Consider the following 23149-nt stretch of genomic DNA (forward strand, 5'->3'; position numbering starts at 1 on the left):
GATTGTGTATTATTTATGTGTAAAGAGCTTATAAAAGAGTTATTTGAAGAGCAGGGTTTATGCAAACAGTACTTATTGTTATTCATTTATTGATTGTGATTACTTTGGTTGGGGTGATCTTAATCCAACCTTCAGAAGGCGGTGGGCTCGGTGTGAGTAATAGCTCAGGGCTGATGAAAGCACGTGGATCTCGAAATCCTTTAACACGGTTGACAGCTATTTTAGCCTGTTGTTTTTTTGTTGTGTCCATTGGACTGACTGTTGTGGGAAGTATATCAAATTCGAGTTCTGATATTTTAAAGCGTATACCGGTTAATTCAGAGCAGAACTCTACCAATAAAGGCTCAGAATCAGTTCCATCATCAGATGGTAACTCTTCCCCTTCTATTCTTGAACAGCTAGGAGGGACTTCAGATTCTCCGAAGGAACAAAAATCGCTTAAAAATCCTGAAGCGGAAACCCCAGTTCCACCGGTTCTTGAAAATACAGTTCCGGATCACAGTACAAAATAGTTTTTTAAAGAAAATATAGATTTTAAAAAAGGTGATTTTTTCACCTTTTTTATTTTGTTTTAGAAGAAAAACTGTTTCTTTTTGCATTTTTTGCTGGAAAAATCATTATAAATTGCTTATCACCATAAGCCCATGGCACGTTATGTTTTTATTACTGGTGGTGTGGTTTCTTCCCTCGGAAAAGGCATCGCAGCGGCGGCGTTAGCAGCGTTATTACAGGCTCGTGGCTATCGTGTACGCCTTCGCAAACTTGATCCCTATTTAAATGTTGATCCAGGGACGATGTCACCTTATCAACATGGTGAAGTATTTGTAACTGATGATGGTGCGGAAACGGATCTTGATCTTGGTCATTATGAGCGCTTTACGGGGCGTTCTGCAAATAGCCAAGATAATATTACAACAGGGCGCATTTATCGCAATATCATTGAACGAGAACGGCGTGGTGATTATTTGGGGGCAACAGTTCAAGTTATTCCTCATGTTACGGATGAAATTAAGCGATTTATTACGAACGGAAATGAAGAGTTTGATTTTGTTTTGTGTGAAATAGGTGGAACAGTTGGTGATATTGAAGCCATGCCTTTTCTCGAAGCGATTCGTCAGCTTGGTAATGAACTTTCCCGACAAAATGTTGTTTATGTCCATCTTACATTAATGCCTTATATTCCTTCAGCCGGTGAGTTAAAAACCAAACCAACACAACATTCTGTCAAAGAATTACAATCAATTGGTATTTCTCCGGATGTTTTACTTGTACGTGCAGATCGGTCTATTCCAGAAACAGAGCGGTACAAATTATCACTTTTTTGCAATGTTCGCGCTAAAGCGGTTATTCAGGCATTAGATATGCCAACAATTTATGATGTTCCCATGGCATATCATAAAGAAGGTTTAGATTCTGAGGTTCTTTGCGCTTTTGGAATTGATTCGGCACCTCCGCCTCAGATGGATCGATGGGAAGATATTACGTATCGTATTCACCACCCTGAAGGAGAAGTGACGATTGCTGTTGTAGGAAAATATACGGGCTTAAAGGATGCTTATAAATCTCTTATCGAAGCGATTGCGCATGGTGGTTTAGCCAATAAAGTAAAAGTTAATATTGAGTGGATTGATTCGCAACTGCTTGAAAAAGAAGATTCCGTTTTAGCTTTACAAAAAGTGCATGGAATTTTGGTTCCTGGGGCTTTTGGAGCGCGTGGTGCAGAAGGAAAAATTCGAGCGATTCAATTTGCACGAGAGCGTAAAATTCCATTTTTAGGGATTTGTTTTGGAATGCAATTGGCCTGTATAGAAGCTGCGCGCAATATTGCACAAATTGAGAATGCTTCATCGAGTGAGTTTTGCGAAACAAAAAATCCAATTGTAGGTTTAATGACAGAATGGCTCAGAGGCGATATTCTTGAAAAACGGACAAAAAATGGTGATCTTGGCGGATCGATGCGTCTTGGGGCTTTTACTGCTGAATTAAAAGAAGAAAGTCATATTGCTCAAATTTATGGAATGACAAAGATTGTTGAACGGCATCGTCATCGTTATGAAGTCAATATTGATTATAAAGATAAGTTAGAACAGTGTGGTTTGATTTTTTCTGGCATGTCTCCCGATGGTATTTTGCCGGAAACGATAGAATATGTAGATCATCCATGGTTTATTGGTGTTCAATATCATCCAGAATTAAAATCACGTCCTTTTGACCCACATCCGCTTTTTTCTTCTTTTATTGAGGCAGCTGTAGAACAAAGTCGATTGGTTTAAGATATAAATTTGGTTACTTTGCTTTTGAGGGATAAAATGACAAAACCAAATGCGCGTGTAAAAGTTGGAAATGTTATTTTTTCAAATGAAATGCCCCTTTCATTAATTGCAGGGCCGTGTCAGATGGAAAGTCGTGATCATGCTTTTGAAATGGCTGGTCGTATTAAAACAATTGCCGATCAGCTTGGTATCGGGTTTGTTTATAAATCAAGTTATGATAAAGCCAACCGAACTTCTTTGAGTGCAGCACGTGGCATTGGTCTTGAAAAAGCAATGGCTATTTTTTCTGATTTAAAAAAAGAGTTTGATTGTCCCATATTGACTGATGTGCATACCGAAGAGCAATGTAGCATTGTTTCTTCTACGGTTGATATTTTACAAATACCTGCTTTTTTATGTCGTCAAACAGATCTTTTGATTGCTGCCGCAAAAACAGGGTGTGTTATTAATATTAAAAAAGGGCAGTTTTTAGCGCCGTGGGATATGGAGAATGTTTTAAAAAAGGTTGTTTACAGTGGTAATCCAAATGTTATGCTTTGTGAGCGCGGCACATCATTTGGCTATAATCGACTTATTTCGGATATGCGTTCGTTACCTATTTTACGTTCATTTGGAGCGCCTGTTATTTTTGATGCAACACACTCTGTTCAAGAACCTGGAGGGCAGGGGGCTTCATCTGGTGGACAGCGTCAATTTGTTAAAGTTTTAGCGCGTGCAGCTGTTGCTGTTGGGGTTGCCGGTATTTTTTTAGAAACACATCAAGATCCAGATCATGCACCTTCTGATGGACCCAATATGGTTAAAATTGATGATTTACAAAGATTGCTTGAGACTTTAATGGAATTTGATGATCTGTCAAAGAAGCTGAATTAAGAAGAGATATTTCATGAATAGGACATTAGGAATGAATCGCGACTTTTATTGGATAAGGAAACATAGATGACGATCATTGTTGATATCATTGGACGTGAAGTTCTTGATAGCCGTGGTAATCCGACGGTAGAAGTTGAAGTTCATTTGGAAAATGGCGCTTTTGGTCGCGCGTTGGTTCCCTCAGGAGCTTCAACGGGGGCACATGAGGCTATAGAGCTTCGTGATGGTGGTCCACGTTATCAAGGGAAAGGTGTTGAAAAAGCGGTTGCTGCAGTCAATGGCGAAATTCTTGAAGAACTTGGTGGGCGGGATGCAAGAGATCAAATCGCTATTGATCAAGCAATGATTGCTTTGGATGGAACGCCAAATAAAGCCCGTCTTGGAGCCAATGCACTGCTTGGTGTTTCATTGGCTGTAGCAAAAGCTGCTGCGGACTCATTAAATTTACCTTTGTATCGTTATATTGGTGGACCGCAAGCGCATATTCTTCCAACACCTATGATGAATATTATTAATGGTGGCGTTCATGCTGATAACTTGATTGATTTTCAAGAATTTATGATTATTCCGGTAGGAGCCCCTACCGTGAAGGAAGCTATCCGTTATGGTGCTGAAATTTTCCATGCGTTAAAAAAGCGTTTAAAAGATGCGGGATATAATACCAATGTTGGTGATGAAGGTGGTTTTGCACCTCAATTTAAAAGCGCAGAACAAGCAATTGATTTTATTATGGAATCTATAATAACATCTGGCTATAAACCAGGTGAGCAAATTGCCATTGGTTTAGACTGTGCTTCCACTGAATTTTATAAAAATGGTTCATATTTTTATAAAGGTGAGGAAAAATGTCGTGACATTCAAGAACAAGTCGATTATTTGGCGCATCTTGTGAAAAGTTATCCTATTGTTACCATTGAAGATGGAATGGCAGAGGATGATTGGGAAGGTTGGAAGCTTCTTACGGACACAATTGGAAAAAAATGTCAGCTTGTTGGCGATGATTTATTTGTAACGAATTCAGCACGCTTGCATGATGGTATTAAAATGGGGGTAGGCAATTCTATTCTCATAAAAGTTAATCAAATTGGGACATTGAGTGAAACACTTGATGCTGTAGAAGTCGCACATAAAGCAGGTTATCGTGCCATTATATCTCATCGCTCAGGCGAAACAGAGGATTCTTTCATAGCAGATCTTGCGGTTGCAACGAATTGTGGACAAATTAAAACAGGTTCTCTTGCTCGTTCGGATAGATTAGCAAAATACAATCAACTCATTCGTATTGAAGAAATGCTAGGAGTCCAAGCACGTTATGCTGGTGATGTATATCGTTGATTGTTGTGAGCAAAAAATATGAAAGTATAAGATCATTTAAATTATGAAATTAAGATGTCTTATCAAAGACATAGAGCAATCGTTTTATAGGCATTTAAATTTATAGGGATTAAGATGAGAGGTATAATTATTAGTCAAGATCAAGGAACATATCTCGTTTCGGGTGATGATGGTAAACGTTATCAGTTTGCGACTTGGGATTGGTTGGGAAAGAAACCTCCAAGGATTGGTGATACCGTTGATTTTGTCTGTGAAGGAGGTGTTGTCAGTTCTGTTTTTCCATTGTTGAGATCAGGTACAGAAAACTCAAAAATAATGTTTGCACTCCTTTGTTGGTGTGCAGGTATCTTTGGTGTCCATCGCTTTATGGTGGGGAGAGTTCGGACGGGTGCTTTAATGCTTGTTCTATCTTTATCGGTTGCTGGATTGGTGATCACTGGTATTTGGGCAATTGTTGATTTCATACTTATTCTTGCTGGAAAATTTACGGATAAAAATGGGAATCAGATTACAGATCTGTAAAATTTTTATAATTTATAATAAGGAGTAGATGATTTAGTTTGCTTTTTATTTTGATCAATATATTAAGTTCATCATGCCAAATTATTATACTCTATTTCTTTAATGTGAAATATTAAGAAAAATATGCACAGTCAAGTAAAAGTATTGAAAAAGACTGTGCTATTTTATACGGGTAAAAAACGACGTAAATCAACTAAGGTATGTTTTGTATTGCTAGCTTATAGCAGTAGAAAACATTAGGTTACTGGGGGAGCTCTAAGCTATTTTAATTTCATGTTTATCACGGCTGCTACAAATTTTATTTATGTCGTGAGGTTAATCGATATATCATCAGATTAGAAATAACTCTTTATGAAGAACACATGAGGAGCAGCTTTATAGGTGGGCAAGGATGAAGGGTAAGATTATTGGCCAAGATCAAGGAGATTATTTCGTTTCAGGGGCTGATGGTAAGCGTTATCAATTTGCGAGTTGGAATTGGTTAGGGAAAAAAACACCAAAGGTAGGGGACAACGTTGACTTTGTGTGTGAAGGAGAGCGTATTAAGTCTGTTCTCCCTCTTTTGGATCGAAAGGCAAGAGAACGATCGCGATTAGCTTTAGCTCTTATTTGTTGGTTTTTGGTACATTGGGGATTCACCGCTTTATGGCCGGTAAAATTGCGACAGGTGTTGTAATGCTTTTTATAAATGGACTAAGTATAATAACTATGCCATTTACTCCGAGATTAGGGATTATTTTTATAATTATACCTTGAGTATCGATTGATTTTATCCTTATTTTAACAGAAAATTTTAGAAAAAAAGCTGCAAATTAGAGAATATTTATAATATAAAAAGTGAGGCATTCAGCTTACTTTGATTGTGTTCAAGGGGGGGATAATTTAGTGATAACAAATTGTTTGCGTGTGTAGATTGAGTAATGAGGTGTTAATCAAAATCGTGCATAGTTAGGCAGAATATGAAGAAACTTGTGCTGTAGAGACTGTGCTATTTTATGTGGACAAAGCAGAAACGTCGATCGATTAAGGTGCGTTTTGTACTACCTCTTATGACGGTGGGCGTTTTAAGCTATTTCAGTTACCATATTTATCATGGTGAGTATGGATTATATTCACGCAGTGAAGTTAATCAGCAGATTAGCGAATTAGAAAAGGAGCTTCATAAAATAGAAGCTGAGCGGGAGTTCATTGAAAAGCGTATTTCTCTTTTACGCAATGGACATATTGAAAAGGATATGTTGGATGAATATGTCCGAAAGAATTTAAATTTTTCTAAACCAAATGAATTGACAATCTTAATGCCTTAAAATGATACCAAAGGTAAATAAAAAATCGCTTAATTTAACCGATAATCAGCAATGATATTGTTTAAGCCGATTGATAAGGCTTGTAACTTTTGTTCGTAAAGGTTATTCCTAAATAATCATAAAAGGGAGTTTAATATGGCAGAACGACTTAAAAAAAATTCTGCGTCAGTGGCGCATACTGCATTATCAAGCACCACAAAGAAAGCACCAATAGCAGATTTTACAAAAGAGGAAGAAATTGATGCCTATCGTGAAATGCTTTTAATTCGCCGTTTTGAAGAAAAAGCAGGACAACTTTATGGTATGGGGCTTATTGGGGGATTTTGTCACCTTTATATTGGACAGGAAGCTGTTGTTATTGGAACATTAAAGGCAACAAAAGAAGGTGATCAGGTTATTACATCTTACCGTGATCATGGCCATATGTTAGCTGTTGGGATGAGTCCGCGCGGCGTCATGGCAGAATTAACAGGACGCCAAGGAGGATTTTCCAAAGGCAAAGGTGGCTCGATGCATATGTTCTCTAAAGAAAAGAATTTTTATGGTGGACATGGTATTGTTGGCGCGCAGGTTCCTATAGGTTCAGGCTTGGCATTTTCGAATCAATATCTTGGTAAAGATAATGTGACATTGGTTTATTTTGGTGATGGCGCTGCAAATCAGGGGCAGGTTTACGAAAGTTTTAATATGGCTTCACTTTGGAAGCTGCCTGTAGTTTATATTATTGAAAACAATCAGTATGCTATGGGAACATCCGTTTCACGGGCATCCGCAGAAACTGATTTTTCTCGCCGCGGTCTTTCTTTTGAAATTCCAGGTATTGTTGTTGACGGTATGGATGTTCGCTCCGTAAAAGGAGCTGCTGATGAAGCAATTTCTTGGGCTCGTTCGGGTAAAGGGCCGATTATTCTCGATATGCAGACTTATCGCTATCGTGGTCATTCCATGTCTGATCCAGCAAAATATCGCTCTAAAGAAGAAGTCCAAAAAATAAAAGAGGAACATGATCCGATTGATCAAGTAAAAAGTCGGATTCTTAAACGAAATTGGGCGAGCGAAGATGATTTAAAGTCGATTGAGAAAGAGGTCCGTGCAATTGTTGCTGACGCAGCAGATTTTGCACAAAGTGATCAAGAGCCAGATGCTTCTGAGCTCTATACGGATATTTTAGTTTGATGCGAGGGAAGCAAGTATGTCTATTGATATTTTGATGCCGGCGCTTTCACCAACGATGGAAGAAGGTAAACTATCTAAATGGCTCAAGAAAGAAGGTGATAAGGTTAGCTCTGGCGATGTTATTGCTGAAATTGAGACAGATAAGGCGACAATGGAAGTAGAGGCTGTTGATGAAGGTACGCTTGGTAAAGTTTTTGTGCCTGAAGGTTCTGAAGGCGTAAAGGTTAACAGTGTTATTGCAGTTTTGTTAGAAGAAGGTGAGCGTGCTGAAGATATTTCGCACCCTACCAATACAGCACCAAAACCTGAAGTGTCTTCTCCTTCTTTTCCTTCATCAGCTCCGCAGTCTCTTGCTTTTTCTCCGCCTCCTGATTTTGATATTCCAGCGGGAACAGAAATGGTGACAATGACAGTTCGTGAAGCGCTTAATCAGGCTTTGGCTGAAGAAATGCGGCGTGATGAAAAGGTTTTTCTCATGGGGGAAGAAGTTGCGCAATATCAAGGAGCCTATAAGGTTAGCCAAGGTTTGTTGGAAGAATTCGGGGAACGGCGCGTTATTGATACCCCAATTACAGAACATGGTTTTGCTGGACTAGCTGTTGGAGCTGCTTTTGGAGGGTTACGTCCTATTGTTGAGTTTATGACATTTAATTTTGCTATGCAGGCAATGGATCAAATTATTAACTCTGCAGCGAAAACCCGTTACATGTCTGGTGGACAAATGACAGCTCCTATGGTTTTCCGTGGTCCCAATGGCGCGGCTGCGCGTGTTGGTGCTCAACATTCTCAATGCTATGCTGCTTGGTATAGTCATATTCCAGGTCTGAAAGTTGTTATGCCTTATAATGCTGCAGATGCAAAAGGTTTGCTAAAAGCGGCTATTCGTGATGATAATCCTGTTATTTTTCTTGAAAATGAAATTTTGTACGGGCATCAATTTGAGGTTCCTCAACTTGATGATTTTATTTTGCCTATTGGGCGGGCACGACTTCATAAGTCTGGACAAGATGTGACGATTGTTGCTTGTGGGATTGGTATGCATTACGCTGTTCAAGCATTACCAGAAATTGAAAAACTTGGTATTGACGTTGAATTAATTGATTTACGAACCATTCGTCCGATGGATCTTCCGACAATTCTTTCTTCCGTTAAGAAGACGGGCCGTTTGGTAACAATTGAAGAGGGTTTTCCTCAGTCATCTGTAGGAACTGAAATAGCAACGCGTGTTATGCAACAGGCTTTTGATTATCTTGATGCACCAATTGCGACGATTTCTGGCAAAGATGTTCCGATGCCTTATGCTGCTAATCTTGAGAAGTTGGCTTTGCCTGATACTGCTGAAATTATTGAGGCCGTTAAGGCTGTGACATACAGAGCATAACGGAGGAAAGCACAATGCCCATTAAAATTACAATGCCAGCGCTTTCCCCTACGATGGAAGAGGGAAATTTAACAAAATGGAATATTAAGGAGGGCGATAAGGTTTCCTCTGGGGATGTTATTGCTGAAATTGAGACGGATAAAGCGACGATGGAAGTCGAGGCCGTTGATGAGGGAACAGTTGCCAAAATTGTTGTTCCTGCCGGAACACAAGGCGTTAAAGTGAATTCTTTAATAGTTGTTTTAGCAGAAGAAGGTGAAGATTTAGCTGAAGCTGCAAAAGTTGCAGAAAAGACTTCTTCTTCTATAAAACAAGAACCAAAGGAAGAAAAACAGATAGATCCTCTGAAGCAGACGGACTCAAAGGGGACAAAGATGTCTCATGAATCATCCACTCAGCAATTAATACAGCAAGATAAAGAGGGAACTCGTCTTTTTGCCTCTCCCTTAGCGCGGCGATTAGCTTCTCAGGCAGGTCTTGACTTATCCCTTGTTTCTGGAAGTGGTCCCCATGGACGTATTATCAAGCGCGATGTAGAAAAAGCTATGAGCGGTGGTGTTTTTACAGCTTTTGATTCATCACACGGTGGACAGAAGGTTGCAGCAGGTATGTCTGATAAACAGATATTACAACTCTTTAAAGAGGGTGAATATACATTCACAGCTCATAATAATATGCGTAAAACAATCGCTAAACGTTTGGTTGAATCAAAGCAGACAGTACCGCATTTTTATGTAACGGTAGATTGTGAACTCGATGCATTATTGGAACTGCGCGCGCAATTGAATGCTGCTGCACCCATGATTAAGACGCAAGATGGCGCAAAGCCCGCTTATAAGCTATCCGTTAATGATATGGTTATTAAAGCTGTAGCATTTTCTTTGAAAGCTGTTCCTGATGCGAATGTTTCTTGGCTTGAAGGTGGCATACTTCATCATAAACACTGTGATGTTGGGGTTGCTGTTTCTGTTCCAGATGGATTAATTACTCCCATTATTCGCCATGCAGAGGAAAAATCTTTATCGGTTATTTCTAATGAGATGAAAGATTATGCAAAGCGTGCACGTGAGCGCAAATTAAAAATGGAAGAATATCAGGGGGGAACAACAGCTGTATCGAATATGGGAATGTATGGCGTGAAAAGTTTTTCTGCTATTCTTAATCCGCCGCATGCGACGATTTTTGCCGTTGGCGCTGGTGAGCAGCGTGCTGTTGTTAAAAATGGTGCCTTAGGAATTGCGAGCGTCATGTCTGTTACACTTTCCGTTGATCATCGTGCTGTTGATGGTGCACTGGCAGCAGAGCTTGCACGGACTTTTAAGAAGATGATTGAAAATCCATTAGCAATGCTCATTTGAGATGTTTTAAGTGCTTTACGTAAACTGTTTGTGTAGCGTGGTATATGAATATGGTAAAAGCGGATTTAAAGAGTTTGAAGAGTGGGGTTGTTACTGATTTAGCAAGGGCATTCCCTGTGAAGTTTAGAATGAAGGATAAAAAGAAATTTTGTCTTATTATTTTTTTAGTTTTAAGCTTAAAGAGTGCGTATCCGTTTTGTGTATATCCATGGAGGGATTACTGTGGCGAATCTTTATGATATAATTGTAATTGGATCGGGACCTGGCGGATATGTAACTGCAATTCGTGCGGCACAATGTGGCTTCAAGACTGCGATTGTTGAACGTGAACATCTCGGTGGGATTTGCTTAAATTGGGGATGTATTCCAACAAAGGCGCTTTTGCGTTCAGCAGAAATAAAACATTTTGCTGAACATGCAAAAAATTATGGTTTAAAGATAAACGGTTCAATTGAAGCCAATATCAAAGATGTTGTAGCGCGTTCGCGCGCGGTTTCGGCGCGTTTAAATGCGGGTGTTGGTTTTTTGATGAAAAAAAACAACATTGATATCATTTGGGGTGAAGCAAAACTAACGAAGGCCGCAAAGGCAAGCCAGCTTGCGGAAATTGTGGTTTCTTCATCCTCCAAACCGGTTACACAACCGCAAAATCCAATCCCTAAAGGGACATTAGGAAAGGGAACTTATCAAGCAAAACACGTCATTATTGCAACGGGTGCACGTCCTCGTGTCCTTCCTGGTATTGAGCCAGATGGAAAGCTCATTTGGACTTATTTTGAAGCGATGATCCCCCCTACCATGCCAAAATCACTTTTGGTCATGGGGTCTGGAGCAATTGGCATTGAATTTGCGTCCTTTTATCATGATATGGGAGCAGAGGTTACTGTTGTTGAAATGATGCCTCATATTATGCCGGCTGAAGATATTGAAATCTCTACATTCGCGCGTAAACAATTAGAGAAAAAAGGCATTCGTATTCTAAGCCAAGCAAAAGTAATAAAGGTTGAAAAAGCTACCGATTCTCTTACTGCGCATGTTGATGTAAAAGGTAAAACAGAAGCGATTACAACGGATCGATTGATTTCAGCTGTTGGGGTTCAGGGTAATATTGAAAATCTTGGATTAGAAGCATTAGGTATAAAAACGGATCGTGGGTGCATTGTAACCGATGAATGGAGTCGGACAGGTGTAGAGGGTATCTATGCTATTGGCGATGTCGCTGGTCCACCTATGTTGGCGCATAAAGCAGAAGAAGAAGGTGTGATATGCGTTGAACGTCTCGCAGGGTTGAAGAATGTTCATCCGCTTGATAAGAAAAAAATTCCAGGGTGCACCTATTGCACCCCGCAAGTTGCATCTGTTGGGCTTTCTGAGAAAGCCGCAAAAGAAGCAGGGTATGATATACGTATTGGTCGTTATTCTTTTTCCGCAAATGGCAAGGCGATTGCTTTGGGTGAAGATCAGGGGTTAGTAAAAACGATTTTTGATAAAAAAACAGGACAGCTTCTTGGCGCCCATATGGTAGGGGCTGAGGTAACAGAACTGATACAGGGTTTTGTTATTGCCATGAATCTTGAAACAACAGAGGAAGAATTGATGCATACTGTCTTTCCCCATCCGACCTTATCGGAAATGATGAAAGAAAGTGTATTGGATGCTTATGGTCAAGTTTTAAATGCTTGATGATTGGGTTTGTGTGAAAGATCTTATATTTTTCATTGCTCGTTCGTATTGATAAGGCAAAGGCTTAAATGGTTACGGTTGTTGATAGAGTTACGAATAGACGTTTGCGTCATCCTGAAAAGGCTCATCGTCCGGATACAAGCGTTCAGAAAAAGCCAGATTGGATTCGTGTAAAAGCGCCAACATCGCCAATTTATAAGGAAACGCATGGTATTGTCCGCGCCCATAAATTAGTAACCGTATGTGAAGAAGCAGGTTGTCCAAATATTGGTGAATGTTGGAGCAGGCGACATGCCAGTTTTATGATTTTGGGTGAAATATGTACGCGGGCATGTGCATTTTGCAATGTTGCAACAGGTATTCCACTTGCTGTGGATGAGAATGAACCAGAACGTGTAGCAGATGCTGTTGCACGAATGGAATTAAAACATGTCGTTATTACATCGGTTGATCGTGATGATTTGGCTGATGGTGGTGCTGAGCATTTTGCGAAAGTTATTTACGCTATTCGTCGAAAGGCGCCAAAAACAACAATTGAAGTTCTCACACCTGACTTTCGTCATAAGGATGGGGCTTTAGAAGTTGTTGTTTCTGCTAAACCTGATGTTTTTAATCATAATTTAGAAACGGTTCCTTCTAAATATTTAAAGGTTCGTCCAGGAGCACGTTATTTTCATTCGATTCGTCTCTTACAACGCGTGAAAGAACTTGATCCGACAATCTTTACAAAATCAGGAATTATGGTTGGACTCGGAGAAGAACGAAATGAAATTCTTCAATTGATGGATGATTTACGCTCTGCAGATGTTGACTTTATGACAATTGGTCAATATTTGCAGCCTACACGAAAACATCATCCGGTTATTCGTTTTGTACCTCCTGAAGAATTTGAGTCTTTTGCCAAAATTGGTAAAGTGAAGGGTTTTTTACATATGGCTTCCAATCCTCTGACGCGTTCATCTCATCATGCAGGCGATGATTTTGCAATTTTGCAAAAGGCACGTGATGAGAAATTTGCTTTACAGAGATAATTATGCCAACTTTTACAACACATCGACAGATTGCTCACAGTGCTCGTGAAATGTTTGAACTTGTGTCAGATATTGAACGTTATCCTGAGTTTTTACCCATGTGTGAGGCTTTAATAATACGTTCTCGCAAAGAATGTGACGAAAAGACATTGCTTCTTGCAGATATGACTGTCGGCTATAAGGTTATTCGAGAAACGTTTACGACCCAAGTTTTTCTTCAGCCAAAGAAAAGTTTGATAGAGGTTAATTATATTGATGGTCCATTTAAATATCTTGAAAATCGTTGGGTCTTTCATAATATTGAAAATACTAATGCATGTAATGTAGAGTTTTTTATTGATTATGAATTTAAAAGTAAAATACTCGGACGCGTGATGGGCTCCATGTTTGATATTGCATTTCGTAAATTTACCGATGCTTTTGAAAAGCGTGCCCATAAGATTTATGGTTCTGCGATAACATGATCTATTCCGTTATTTTTTAACAATCCCCATTGCTGCTTATGAAGATGTAAAGATGAAAATCGATGTCTATTTTTATGATTTTTTTCTTTTTTAGGGGCACATCTTTTAAACGGAGAATCACAATATTATTAGACAAAATATTGATTTATAATGATAGTTTATTGCTATTTATATTGAGTTAAAATTCTTAATATTATAAGCTGCACTTATTCAAAATTTGTTTTATATTGAATCAATCAAAACCACTCGCTTGCACGTTACAAGGAGGGGGGCGTGTAGATAAAAACTATTAAAGACAAGAACACTTATGTCTTTTATGAATTGTTTTAAGTGTTAAGGATTGTCGTAATATTAAAAGCTGGAAAAGTATGTAATGGTATCGGCTTGCGTTACATATTCATGGGCTTTGCTTTAAAAAATATCTTTTAGCGCAAGCACGTTTATTTCACGACAGCGTTCATAAATAGTATAAAGCTTCTATAAAAATGTATAAAATCCATTATGCATCGCATTTACACTTATAAAAAAGTGAGTTTGCACTGTTAATTGGTTATCTCTGAGCTATTGCAACAACTCTTGGCACTTGAGAGAGGTATAAATATTTCTTTCTTTAATAATTTTTTATCCCCATAGTTTTTTTCATTTGTAAAGTGCAGGAGAGGAGAGATTTTGATTGTTTTATCATAAAACAGGACTGGAGATAATCTTATGATATTCAGGTCTTTCATTTCTAAGTTAGGAGACAATAAATTATTTTTTCAAGATGATTATAATTATGGGCTCCAATGTAGAACAGAGAGTTTTGAAATTGGTATGGGAATTCAGAGAAGCCGCTCCAGAATCATTTGAAAAGCATTTTCAACAGTTGCATGGCGGATAGCCTTGCGATCAAGATGACCAAAGTGCATTTCTTTGTGTAGGGGAGAGTAATTTTTGTAAGCAACGGCAAGATGCACAAGTCCAACAGGTTTGTTCAGAGTTGCACCTCCTGGACCCGCAATTCCTGTTACAGAAACCGCAATGTCAGCTTGTGAATGTTTTAATCCACCTTCTGCCATTGCAAGAGCCACTTCTTTTGAAACAGCACCATAGTTTTTTATAAGCTCAGCATCTACACCAACAAGGCGTGTTTTGGCTTCATTTGAATAAACAACGAATCCACAATCGAGAACATCGGATGATCCTGCAATATTTGTGAGGCTTGCAGCAATGAGCCCCCCTGTACAAGACTCTACAGTTGTTAAAAGTACCCCCTTTTGGCGACAAGTATTAAGAACTTCACGCGCTTGTTTTTCACAAAAATATGTCATTGAGGAATTTCTCCTGGATAAAGAATACTTGCTGTTGCCAAAGCCGCAATACCTTCGCCACGACCAATAAATCCAAGCTTTTCGTTTGTTGTTGCTTTAATGGAAATTCGATCGGATGAAAGTGTGAGAATGCGCATAAGATTTTCCATCATTGTTTGACGATAAGGACCGATTTTAGGTTCTTCAGCAATCAAGGTGATATCCACATTAGCAATACGACCACCTGCTTGTGTGACAATATCGAGAGCATGACGAAGAAAAATTTCTGATGATACATTTTTCCATTGCGGATCAGAGGGAGGAAAATGTGTACCGATATCTCCTGCACCTTGAGTTGCAAGAAGAGCATCTGTTAATGCATGAAAAGCAACATCTGCATCAGAATGTCCATTTAATTTTTTATGAAAAGGAATTTTTATACCACATAATATAAGACAATCCCCTTCTTCGAAAGAATGGACATCATAACCATTGCCAGTACGAATATCAGGAAACATTTGCATTTTTTTCTGGAGATATAAATGAGCGGTATCAAAATCTTCATTCCATGTAATTTTTATATTATGAGGATCACCTAGAACAGTAAGCATAGGAATCCCAAACCATTCGGCAATTGCACAATCATCAGTGAAGTCTTCTTTAGAAACTTTTTTTGCTTGTTTATGGGCCGCTAAGATATGTTCAAAGGGAAAACACTGTGGTGTTTGTGCACTATAAAGATGGGTACGGGGAATTGTTTCTAAAACATGCTGATGATTGACGCGTTTAAGGGTATCAGAAATGGGGAGAACAGGAAGAACGCCTTCTTGAGGTGTGAGTGTGTTATGAATGTTATCAAGAAGCTTCTTTTCGATAAAGGGACGTGCACCATCATGAATATGCACATATTGGGGATTAAATTTTTTAAGTGCCTGAAGTCCATGTAAGGTAGAGATTTGACGTGTATTGCCCCCTTCAACAATAATGAGGCGTTCTTTAAATTCGGCGAGTGCTTGTTCACAGATTTGATGATCTTCTGGATGAATAACGAGAATAATTGTTGTGATCGCTGGATGCTGCAAAAAACAATGTACGGTATGATAAATAATCGGCTTTTGTCCTAGAAGCCGATATTGTTTTGGAACTTCATGGGGAGATCCTGCTCTTTCACCACGTCCAGCGGCTAATATGATTGCTGCAATAGAAATACTGAATCTCCTTATGTTTTATTATTTGTTAACTTTAAAACGATTGTGAAAGGATGGTCGTTGTAGATCAGCAAGGGATATCACGGATAACACCTCAAAAAAAGCATTTAATGCTTTGTGAAGTGCGGTATTCAAACCACAAAAATCAATCAATGGACAATTGGGTTCAGCATTATCAAAACATTCTGCGAGGGAAAAGTTATCTTCTGTTACTTTCAAAACATCAGCAACGGAAATCTCTTCTGCGGGTTTAGCTAATTTAACACCACCATTGCGTCCACGCACTGTTTGTATAAAACCTGCTTGAACAAGCGGTTGAAGGATTTTAAATAAAAAAAGTTCTGAAACAGCGTATGTTTTAGCAATTTCTGGAACACGACTGAGTGATCCCTGATTATCTGCACAATACATGAGCATTCGAAGAGCATAATTCGTTTGTTTTGTTAATCGCATCTCTTTTCCTTTGTAAAGTATAGTCGGGGGAAGTTTATTTTAAAGATATTTTGCAAAATGCAGAAGTTCTTCCTTATTGACTATATTTATTTGCCCTATTTTAAATGGAGTATTATTATTGTCAATTTTTGTCACAAAAGGTTATATGAGAATAATGAGATAAGGATCTGTAAGCTTATGATGAATGCAACATCTGTGACGAATCCTCAAGATATTGATAAAAACACTTATAACGATGAGTTATATCGTTTAAGTAAGGTATATATCTTTTTAGGGATCGCAATTATCGTATTGGCTTTACTTACAGCCTCTATTTCGTTTATCATTCTCATTGGATTGACCCCTGTTGTTCCGAGTAGAACAGTAACCCTTATTCTTATAGGGATCAATAGTTTTTGGGTTTTAGCGCTTGTTGTCATCGTTTTTTATGAGATGATTCCCATCATTCGAGCTTGGCGTTCAAGGCGTGCAGGCTCGCGTCTTCATGTGCGCCTTATTTCATTGTTTGCACTTGTTGCGACCATGCCAGCTGTTGCTGTCGCTCTTGTATCGGGTCCAGCACTAAATTTAGGGCTTGATCGATGGTTTGATACAACAACGCGGCAAATTGTCGGTTCTTCTATTGATTTAGCAAATGCTTATGCAGATGAAATGCTTCAAAATTTAAAAAATTTATCCTACGCGATGGCGTTTGCACTTGATAACAAAAAACTTTTAGAGCGTAATCCCGCTGAATATCGGATGCAATTAACGCGTCATGCTCTAGGACGCAATTTGCGTGGTGCATTTTTGTTAAGTTCTAGCGGAACGATTTTTGTATCAAGTGCTCTTGGGGATGAGGATAAACTCCCAATTCCTCCTTCGCACCTTATCGAGCGTGCAACCAGTGCGAGGCCTTTTTCTTTTCAACCAGGCGTGCATGATTATTTTGGTATTATTTTAAAATTTAACAATATCCCCAACACATTTTTATATTTGGTGCGTGACGTTGATAAAGGCGTTTTATCGGCTTTGCGTTTGACAGAAGTTAATACAGACCGTTATCGTGATTTAAATGAAAATCGCCTACTGACACAAATTGCATTTGGTATGCTTTATTTATGTCTTTTTTTTAGTTTATTCTTATCCGCTATTTGGGCCGCTATTGCTGTTGCTGATCGCTTAGTTCGTCCTATTCGTCTTCTCATTAGTGCTGCTGATGATGTTGCTTCTGGGAATATGGAAATTTTTGTGCCAGTGCGAGCAAAAGATGGGGATATTGGGCAATTATCCAAAACTTTTAATTACATGGTTAGTGAATTAAAAAGTCGACGCAATGAGTTGATTGCAGTACGTGATCAAATTGATGAGAGACGGCGTTTTTCTGAAGCCGTGTTATCGGGTGTAACAGCGGGAGTGGCAGGGATTGATGATAATGGTGATATTACAATTATCAATCGATCTATTGAAACGATGTTTGATATTCGCTTTGAACAGGTTGTTGGACAAAGTCTTTTATCTTTAAGTGCTGAAATTTGGCAAGTTTTTCAGTTTGCGCGTTCATTGGGACGTAAAAATCATCGTGAGCAGGTCACTTTAAACGTTGCAGGAAAAGAGCGTGTTTGTAATGTCCAAGTTACAATGGAAGAGAATGATGGACAAGGGCAATCTTGGGTTTTAACAATTGATGATATTACAGATCTCGTTGCAGCGCAACGTACAGCGGCGTGGGCGGATATTGCGCGGCGTATTGCACACGAAATTAAAAATCCCCTCACACCTATTCAGTTATCGGCTGAACGTATTCGCAAACGTTATAACAAAGTTATTACACAAGATAGAGAGGTCTTTGAGCGGTGTATTGACACAATTATTCGCCAAGTTGGAGATATTGGACGTATGGTTGATGAGTTTTCTTCTTTTGCGCGTATGCCCAAACCACAAATGCATGTTTTAGATATACGTGAATTGTTGCGCGAAGCATGTTTCTTGATAGAAGTGACGCGACATGATATTCAATTTGAGCAAGATTTGGGAATTCTACCCCTTATGGGTGCGTTTGATAATCGTCTTATTGTCCAGGCTTTTTGCAATGTTATCAAAAATGCGAGTGAATCCATCGATTCGGTTATGCGAGAGGAAAATATCCATGGTCATATCCTCGTCCGTTCTTATCGTCAAGAAGAATGGGTGGTTGTGGATGTTGTTGATAACGGGAAAGGACTTCCTAAAGAGCAAAGACAAAAGTTATTAGAACCCTATATAACAACACGGGAGAAAGGAACAGGACTAGGCCTAGCCATTGTGCGCAAAGTTATTGAAGATCACGGAGGCTCCATGGAGCTCCATGATGCACCGGAGAGTTTTTATGAAGGTCGTGGTGCGATGATCCGTTTGATATTTCCCTCAGATGGGGGAAAGCAGGGTAGTATTATACAAGCCATAAATCATAAGACAGGGGAATAGTATGGTATCAGATATCTTGATTGTTGATGATGAAGCAGATATTCGTGAGCTTGTTGCTGGTATTTTAGATGATGAAGGTTATGAAACGCGTGTTGCTTGTAACTCTGATGAAGCTTTAGCTCAAATTAGTGAGCGTATTCCAAAACTCATTTTTTTAGATATTTGGTTACAAGGGAGCCGCCTCGATGGTTTAGCACTACTTGATGAAATTAAGATACAATATCCATCTCTTCCGGTGGTTATGATCTCTGGTCATGGTAATATTGAGACTGCTGTTTCGGCTATAAAGCGTGGAGCCTATGATTTCATTGAGAAACCCTTTAAAGCTGATAGACTTGTATTGGTTGCAGAAAGAACACTGGAAAACTCAAATTTAAAACGTGAGCTTTTAGAATTGCGAAAACGTTCAAATGAGACATTGGAGTTGATCGGAAAATCGACAGTTATGAGAAACTTGCGTCACATTATAGAAAAAGTAGCACCAACCAATAGTCGCATCATGATAACAGGTCCTTCAGGAGCGGGAAAAGAGACTGTTGCACGAACGATTCATGCACTCTCAACACGTTCAAATGGGCCATTTGTGACAATAAATGCGGCAACGATTACGCCGGACAGAATGGAAATAGAGTTGTTTGGCAGCGAAATGGAGGGAAGAGAGCGCAAGATCGGTGCTTTAGAGGAAGCCCATGGTGGGATACTCTATATTGATGAAATTGCTGATATGCCGCGTGAAACTCAGGGTAAGATTCTACGAGTATTAACGGGACAGACATTTGAGAGAGTTGGTGGTACAAAACGTGTTAAGGTGGATGTTCGTATCATTTCTTCAACAGCGCAAAATCTTGAAAACCTCATTTCCGATGGGCGTTTTAGAGAAGATCTTTTCCACCGCCTTTCGGTTGTTCCTATTACTGTTCCACCATTATCAGCGCGTCGTGAAGATATTCCAGAACTTGTACATCATTTTGTAAAAACAATATCGCAACAAGTTGGAATTAAGCCGCGTGAAATCAGTGATGATGTAATCGCTATTTTGCAAACGCATGCTTGGCCAGGTAATGTACGGCAATTACGCAATAATATTGAGCGTCTTCTTATTCTTGTGCGGGATGGTGATGGTCCGATAACAGCGGACTTTCTTCCCAGTGAAGTGAGTGATCCTTTACCACGTCTTCAAATGGATTCGGATGAAAGTATTATGGATTTACCGTTGCGTGAAGCACGAGAATTATTTGAAAAGAGATATTTAGTGGCGCAGATTGGGCGTTTGGGTGGAAATATATCGCGTACTGCTGAATTTATAGGCATGGAGCGTTCAGCTTTGCACCGTAAGCTTAAAGCGCTTGGAGTTTCTTGAAGTTATGCGTGTTATTATTTGCGGTGCAGGACAGGTTGGTTATGGGATAGCAGAGCGTCTTGCTGCTGAAAATCACGATGTCACTGTTATTGATATCGAAACCAAATTAATTGAAAAAATTCGCGATACATTGGATGTAAGAGGTTTTGTTGGTCACGGTTCTCGTCCTGAAGTTCTTTTGGCGGCAGATGCAGATAAAGCTGATATGTTGATTGCTGTGACTTTGTTTGATGAAGTGAATATGGTTGCTTGTCAGGTTGCTCATTCATTATTTGATGTTCCCACAAAAATTGCTCGTATTCGCTCACAATCTTATTTAGAACCTCGCTATAAGACGCTTTTTTCCAGAGAGAATATTCCCATTGATGTGGTTATTTCGCCAGAAGTTGAAGTTGGAGAAATGGTTTTGCGTCGTATTGCTCTGCCTGGTGCAATAGATGTTCTTTATTTTTGTAATGATGATATTGTTGCGCTGGCTTTGGAGTGTATGGAAGATTGTCCGGTTATTAATACACCTTTGCGTCAATTAACAGAGCTTTTTCCAGATCTTCACACGACGGTTACCGCCATTAAACGTGGCTCGGAATTATTGATTGCACATTCAGAAACGCAATTACGTGTTGGTGATATAACTTATCTTGTTGTTGCTCGTGAGCAGATGCGTCGTGCTGTTGGGCTTTTTGGTCATAAAGAACAAGATGCCCACCGCATGATTATTGCAGGAGGTGGGCACATTGGCCTTTATGTTGCTCAAGCGATTGAAAAGCGTCTCCATAAATTAAAATTAAAGATCATAGAATCACAGAGAGAAAGAGCCCTCACAATTGCTGATCAACTTGAAAAAACAACAGTTTTATATGGTAACGTGTTAGATCCAGTGATTCTTCAAGATGCGGGAATTGATCAGGCCGATTTAATGATTACATTGACCAATCAGGATCAGGTTAATCTCTTAAGCGCTATTATTGCTAAAAGATTGGGTTGCAAAGCCAATATGGTATTAATTAATAATGTTGCCTATCAAGAGTTTAGCCGCGCCGTTGGTGTGGATGCCTACCTTAATCCCCATAGCGTTACAATATCGAAGGTTTTGCAACAAATGCGCCGTGGTCGTATTCGTTCTGTTCATTCAGTTTTTAATGGTCGAGCAGAAATTATTGAAGCTGAAGTGATGCAAACATCTTCATTGGTTGGTAAGTCATTATCAGAGCTTAATTTATCAGATGGTTTAAGAATTGGGGCAATTTATCGTAATAAGACAATCGTACAGCTTTCAGCAGAGACACGTATTTTGTCTGGTGATAGAATAGTGATTTTTGCTCTTGCTGATAGAGTTCGTGATGTTGAACAACTTTTTCGTGTAAGTTTGGAATATTTTTGATATATTATTGATGGATATTTGTACTTTTTGGTATAGTGGACAGTTGAGATTGGTGGATAGGCTTTGTTTGTCTCAATGGTCGAAACTGGACAGCGCGTTAAGCTTTTTAGTTATGATAAAGAAATAGATAATCTCCCTGCTGGTGTTGAGTTGCATAAAGCCGAATCAATTTTATCACGTTCAGCAATTTATCGCCTTAATCCCCATTTTTCTGATGATAAACCAGGATGTACAATTGTTCAGTTCTCGGATTTTTTTCGTGTTATGCTGATGAAATATCAACAAGGTGTGTGGTTAGATACAGATGTTTATCTCATTAAACAGTTTCATCCAGATGCGAATAAGGTTTGGTTGGCAAGAGAAAATAAGAGAAGGGGCGGTGTTTCTGCCCTTTATTTTCCCCCCAATAACCCTATTATAAAAGTATTTGAAGATTATTGGGCAGGCAGAGAAATTATTCCTCATTGGCTTGTGGTTAAGCGTCGTGTTTGGAGACCATTTTGGTTAAAGAGAAAAAAAATACCAATTTTACCGGGAAATCTTGGCGTTACGATATTTGGCAATGACGGTATTTCACGGTTAGCAAAACAATATGGTTTTTTTCACGAGGCAAAGAAAAAGGAAACTTTTTATTATTGGACTGGGCGAAAAACTGAGTACATCTTTGAACCAGCTTTTGGCATAAAACCGCTTACAGATTCACGCTTGATAGGATTTCATATTCACAGAAAGGCCAAGACCACACAAAGACCTCAGGAAGGAAGTTTTTACCATTGGGCAGTTTCTCGCATTCCTGAAGTTCATAGTTTGTTGAGGTAGAGTTATTATAGCTATTTTAACCATTGAGATTTTAATCTATCTTAAACAGCTCTTGATTGTCGCTTGCACAAGAGAGTAATGTTAGCCTATGGATAAGATATTGAATGTGTAGAGAGCGATTATTATATGACAAGGAAAATAAAAATATGAGTGATCCAATGAAAACAGCATTAAGCCTTGTTCCTATGGTTATTGAACAAACCAATCGTGGTGAACGGGCCTATGATATTTTTTCCCGTCTTTTAAAGGAGCGGATTATTTTTATTAATGGTCCTGTTGAAGATGGTATGGCAATGCTTGTTTGTGCACAATTACTTTTCTTGGAAGCCGAAAATCCTAAAAAAGAAATTAGTCTTTATATTAATTCTCCAGGAGGTGTCGTGACATCTGGTATGGCTATTTATGATACTATGCAGTTTATTCGCCCTCCTGTTTCTACGCTTTGCATGGGGCAGGCAGCATCTATGGGGTCATTATTGTTAACAGCTGGAGAAAAAGGTCATCGTTTTACATTACCAAATGCGCGCATTATGGTGCATCAACCCTCTGGTGGTTTTCAAGGTCAGGCTTCAGATATTGAGCGACATGCACAAGATATTATAAAGATGAAACGGCGTTTAAATGAAATTTATGTTCAACATACAGGTCAAAATTATGAGGTTATTGAGAGAACGCTTGATCGCGATCATTTTATGACAGCAGAAGAAGCTAAAGCATTTGGTTTGGTTGATGATGTTATACAGTATCGTGCAGAAACTGAAAAAGAAGAAAAAGATTAAGAATTTTTATAG

21 protein-coding genes and 1 pseudogene are annotated in these 23149 nt (G+C 39.0%); 19 read left to right on the forward strand and 3 right to left on the reverse strand.

Going from position 1 to position 23149, the window contains the following annotated elements:
• Positions 1 to 59: 59 nt before the first annotated feature.
• From secG to FS875_RS01705, 14 genes are all read left to right on the forward strand, one after another.
• Positions 60 to 512: a preprotein translocase subunit SecG gene (gene secG / locus FS875_RS01640; protein WP_144752131.1), complete on the forward strand. Its 453-nt coding sequence runs from the start codon at positions 60 to 62 to the stop codon at positions 510 to 512.
• Positions 513 to 644: 132 nt separating this feature from the next.
• Positions 645 to 2273: a CTP synthase gene (locus FS875_RS01645; protein WP_144752134.1), complete on the forward strand. Its 1629-nt coding sequence runs from the start codon at positions 645 to 647 to the stop codon at positions 2271 to 2273.
• Positions 2274 to 2309: 36 nt separating this feature from the next.
• Positions 2310 to 3146, forward strand: coding sequence for a 3-deoxy-8-phosphooctulonate synthase (kdsA, locus tag FS875_RS01650; RefSeq protein WP_144752137.1), 837 nt, complete (start codon positions 2310 to 2312; stop codon positions 3144 to 3146).
• Positions 3147 to 3212: 66 nt separating this feature from the next.
• Complete coding sequence (gene eno / locus FS875_RS01655; RefSeq protein WP_144752140.1) at positions 3213 to 4481, forward strand: phosphopyruvate hydratase; 1269 nt, start codon at positions 3213 to 3215, stop codon at positions 4479 to 4481.
• A 114-nt stretch (positions 4482 to 4595) separates the two neighbouring features.
• On the forward strand, positions 4596 to 5003 hold the full coding sequence (locus tag FS875_RS01660) for a TM2 domain-containing protein (protein WP_144752143.1): 408 nt from the start codon (positions 4596 to 4598) through the stop codon (positions 5001 to 5003).
• Between the two features lie 391 nt (positions 5004 to 5394).
• Positions 5395 to 5679 carry a ribosome small subunit-dependent GTPase A gene (locus FS875_RS01665; RefSeq protein ID WP_425456889.1) on the forward strand — a complete coding sequence of 95 codons (285 nt, stop codon included), beginning with the start codon at positions 5395 to 5397 and terminating at the stop codon, positions 5677 to 5679.
• Positions 5649 to 5759, forward strand: coding sequence for a hypothetical protein (locus FS875_RS10950; RefSeq protein WP_425456890.1), 111 nt, complete (start codon positions 5649 to 5651; stop codon positions 5757 to 5759). Before FS875_RS01665 ends, FS875_RS10950 begins: the two co-directional genes overlap by 31 nt.
• 239 nt (positions 5760 to 5998) lie before the next feature.
• Positions 5999 to 6310 carry an FtsB family cell division protein gene (locus FS875_RS01670; RefSeq protein ID WP_139413074.1) on the forward strand — a complete coding sequence of 104 codons (312 nt, stop codon included), beginning with the start codon at positions 5999 to 6001 and terminating at the stop codon, positions 6308 to 6310.
• 135 nt (positions 6311 to 6445) lie between these two features.
• Entirely contained in the window at positions 6446 to 7486 is a 1041-nt protein-coding gene (pdhA, locus tag FS875_RS01675) for a pyruvate dehydrogenase (acetyl-transferring) E1 component subunit alpha (RefSeq protein ID WP_144752145.1), read from the forward strand.
• A gap of 16 nt (positions 7487 to 7502) precedes the next feature.
• Positions 7503 to 8867, forward strand: coding sequence for a pyruvate dehydrogenase complex E1 component subunit beta (locus FS875_RS01680; RefSeq protein WP_144752149.1), 1365 nt, complete (start codon positions 7503 to 7505; stop codon positions 8865 to 8867).
• Positions 8868 to 8881: 14 nt separating this feature from the next.
• A complete protein-coding gene (locus FS875_RS01685) occupies positions 8882 to 10225 on the forward strand; it encodes a pyruvate dehydrogenase complex dihydrolipoamide acetyltransferase (protein ID WP_144752151.1) in 1344 nt (447 codons plus the stop codon).
• Between the two features lie 222 nt (positions 10226 to 10447).
• Positions 10448 to 11908: a dihydrolipoyl dehydrogenase gene (gene lpdA / locus FS875_RS01695; protein ID WP_144752157.1), complete on the forward strand. Its 1461-nt coding sequence runs from the start codon at positions 10448 to 10450 to the stop codon at positions 11906 to 11908.
• 68 nt (positions 11909 to 11976) lie between these two features.
• Positions 11977 to 12939 (forward strand): lipoyl synthase, encoded by a 963-nt coding sequence (gene lipA, locus FS875_RS01700; RefSeq protein ID WP_144752160.1) that lies wholly within the window; start codon positions 11977 to 11979, stop codon positions 12937 to 12939.
• 2 nt (positions 12940 to 12941) lie between these two features.
• Complete coding sequence (locus tag FS875_RS01705; protein WP_144752163.1) at positions 12942 to 13403, forward strand: type II toxin-antitoxin system RatA family toxin; 462 nt, start codon at positions 12942 to 12944, stop codon at positions 13401 to 13403.
• Positions 13404 to 14224: 821 nt separating this feature from the next.
• Here the strand turns inward: FS875_RS01705 and FS875_RS01710 are convergent.
• The 3 genes from FS875_RS01710 to rirA are packed head-to-tail and all read right to left on the reverse strand — an operon-like array spanning position 14225 to position 16353.
• Positions 14225 to 14713: a CinA family protein gene (locus FS875_RS01710; RefSeq protein WP_144752166.1), complete on the reverse strand. Its 489-nt coding sequence runs from the start codon at positions 14711 to 14713 to the stop codon at positions 14225 to 14227.
• Positions 14710 to 15900, reverse strand: coding sequence for a bifunctional 2-C-methyl-D-erythritol 4-phosphate cytidylyltransferase/2-C-methyl-D-erythritol 2,4-cyclodiphosphate synthase (locus tag FS875_RS01715; protein ID WP_207999943.1), 1191 nt, complete (start codon positions 15898 to 15900; stop codon positions 14710 to 14712). The genes FS875_RS01710 and FS875_RS01715 overlap by 4 nt, the downstream gene beginning before the upstream one ends.
• Positions 15901 to 15921: 21 nt before the next feature.
• Entirely contained in the window at positions 15922 to 16353 is a 432-nt protein-coding gene (gene rirA, locus FS875_RS01720) for an iron-responsive transcriptional regulator RirA (RefSeq protein ID WP_144752171.1), read from the reverse strand.
• A gap of 180 nt (positions 16354 to 16533) precedes the next feature.
• Between rirA and FS875_RS01725 the strand changes: the two genes are divergently transcribed.
• The 5 genes and pseudogenes from FS875_RS01725 to clpP all read left to right on the forward strand — a co-directional run bounded on the left by FS875_RS01725 (position 16534) and on the right by clpP (position 23137).
• Positions 16534 to 18798, forward strand: coding sequence for a sensor histidine kinase NtrY-like (locus tag FS875_RS01725; RefSeq protein ID WP_144752227.1), 2265 nt, complete (start codon positions 16534 to 16536; stop codon positions 18796 to 18798).
• Between the two features lies 1 nt (position 18799).
• Positions 18800 to 20158: a nitrogen assimilation response regulator NtrX gene (gene ntrX, locus FS875_RS01730; RefSeq protein ID WP_144752174.1), complete on the forward strand. Its 1359-nt coding sequence runs from the start codon at positions 18800 to 18802 to the stop codon at positions 20156 to 20158.
• Positions 20159 to 20162: 4 nt separating this feature from the next.
• The gene (gene trkA / locus FS875_RS01735) at positions 20163 to 21539 is read left to right on the forward strand and encodes a Trk system potassium transporter TrkA (RefSeq protein WP_144752177.1); all 1377 of its coding nucleotides are present in this window, start codon (positions 20163 to 20165) and stop codon (positions 21537 to 21539) included.
• Between the two features lie 10 nt (positions 21540 to 21549).
• Positions 21550 to 22358: pseudogene (locus FS875_RS01740) on the forward strand (glycosyltransferase family 32 protein).
• A 146-nt stretch (positions 22359 to 22504) separates the two neighbouring features.
• Entirely contained in the window at positions 22505 to 23137 is a 633-nt protein-coding gene (gene clpP, locus FS875_RS01745; protein WP_144752180.1) for an ATP-dependent Clp endopeptidase proteolytic subunit ClpP, read from the forward strand.
• Positions 23138 to 23149 lie beyond the last annotated feature (12 nt).

The organism is Bartonella saheliensis (assembly GCF_902162175.1).

Bases quoted from the DNA above. Each gene is read 5' to 3' on its own strand.
- FS875_RS10950 (WP_425456890.1), top strand. From the start codon at position 5,649: ATGGCCGGTAAAATTGCGACAGGTGTTGTAATGCTTTTTATAAATGGA.
- eno (WP_144752140.1), top strand. From the start codon at position 3,213: ATGACGATCATTGTTGATATCATTGGACGTGAAGTTCTTGATAGCCGT.
- FS875_RS01665 (WP_425456889.1), top strand. From the start codon at position 5,395: ATGAAGGGTAAGATTATTGGCCAAGATCAAGGAGATTATTTCGTTTCA.
- FS875_RS01710 (WP_144752166.1), bottom strand. From the start codon at position 14,713: ATGACATATTTTTGTGAAAAACAAGCGCGTGAAGTTCTTAATACTTGT.
- kdsA (WP_144752137.1), top strand. From the start codon at position 2,310: ATGACAAAACCAAATGCGCGTGTAAAAGTTGGAAATGTTATTTTTTCA.
- FS875_RS01660 (WP_144752143.1), top strand. From the start codon at position 4,596: ATGAGAGGTATAATTATTAGTCAAGATCAAGGAACATATCTCGTTTCG.
- secG (WP_144752131.1), top strand. From the start codon at position 60: ATGCAAACAGTACTTATTGTTATTCATTTATTGATTGTGATTACTTTG.
- trkA (WP_144752177.1), top strand. From the start codon at position 20,163: ATGCGTGTTATTATTTGCGGTGCAGGACAGGTTGGTTATGGGATAGCA.
- FS875_RS01680 (WP_144752149.1), top strand. From the start codon at position 7,503: ATGTCTATTGATATTTTGATGCCGGCGCTTTCACCAACGATGGAAGAA.
- FS875_RS01725 (WP_144752227.1), top strand. From the start codon at position 16,534: ATGAATGCAACATCTGTGACGAATCCTCAAGATATTGATAAAAACACT.
- FS875_RS01705 (WP_144752163.1), top strand. From the start codon at position 12,942: ATGCCAACTTTTACAACACATCGACAGATTGCTCACAGTGCTCGTGAA.
- clpP (WP_144752180.1), top strand. From the start codon at position 22,505: ATGAGTGATCCAATGAAAACAGCATTAAGCCTTGTTCCTATGGTTATT.
- rirA (WP_144752171.1), bottom strand. From the start codon at position 16,353: ATGCGATTAACAAAACAAACGAATTATGCTCTTCGAATGCTCATGTAT.
- lipA (WP_144752160.1), top strand. From the start codon at position 11,977: ATGGTTACGGTTGTTGATAGAGTTACGAATAGACGTTTGCGTCATCCT.
- FS875_RS01685 (WP_144752151.1), top strand. From the start codon at position 8,882: ATGCCCATTAAAATTACAATGCCAGCGCTTTCCCCTACGATGGAAGAG.
- ntrX (WP_144752174.1), top strand. From the start codon at position 18,800: ATGGTATCAGATATCTTGATTGTTGATGATGAAGCAGATATTCGTGAG.
- FS875_RS01645 (WP_144752134.1), top strand. From the start codon at position 645: ATGGCACGTTATGTTTTTATTACTGGTGGTGTGGTTTCTTCCCTCGGA.
- pdhA (WP_144752145.1), top strand. From the start codon at position 6,446: ATGGCAGAACGACTTAAAAAAAATTCTGCGTCAGTGGCGCATACTGCA.
- FS875_RS01670 (WP_139413074.1), top strand. From the start codon at position 5,999: ATGTGGACAAAGCAGAAACGTCGATCGATTAAGGTGCGTTTTGTACTA.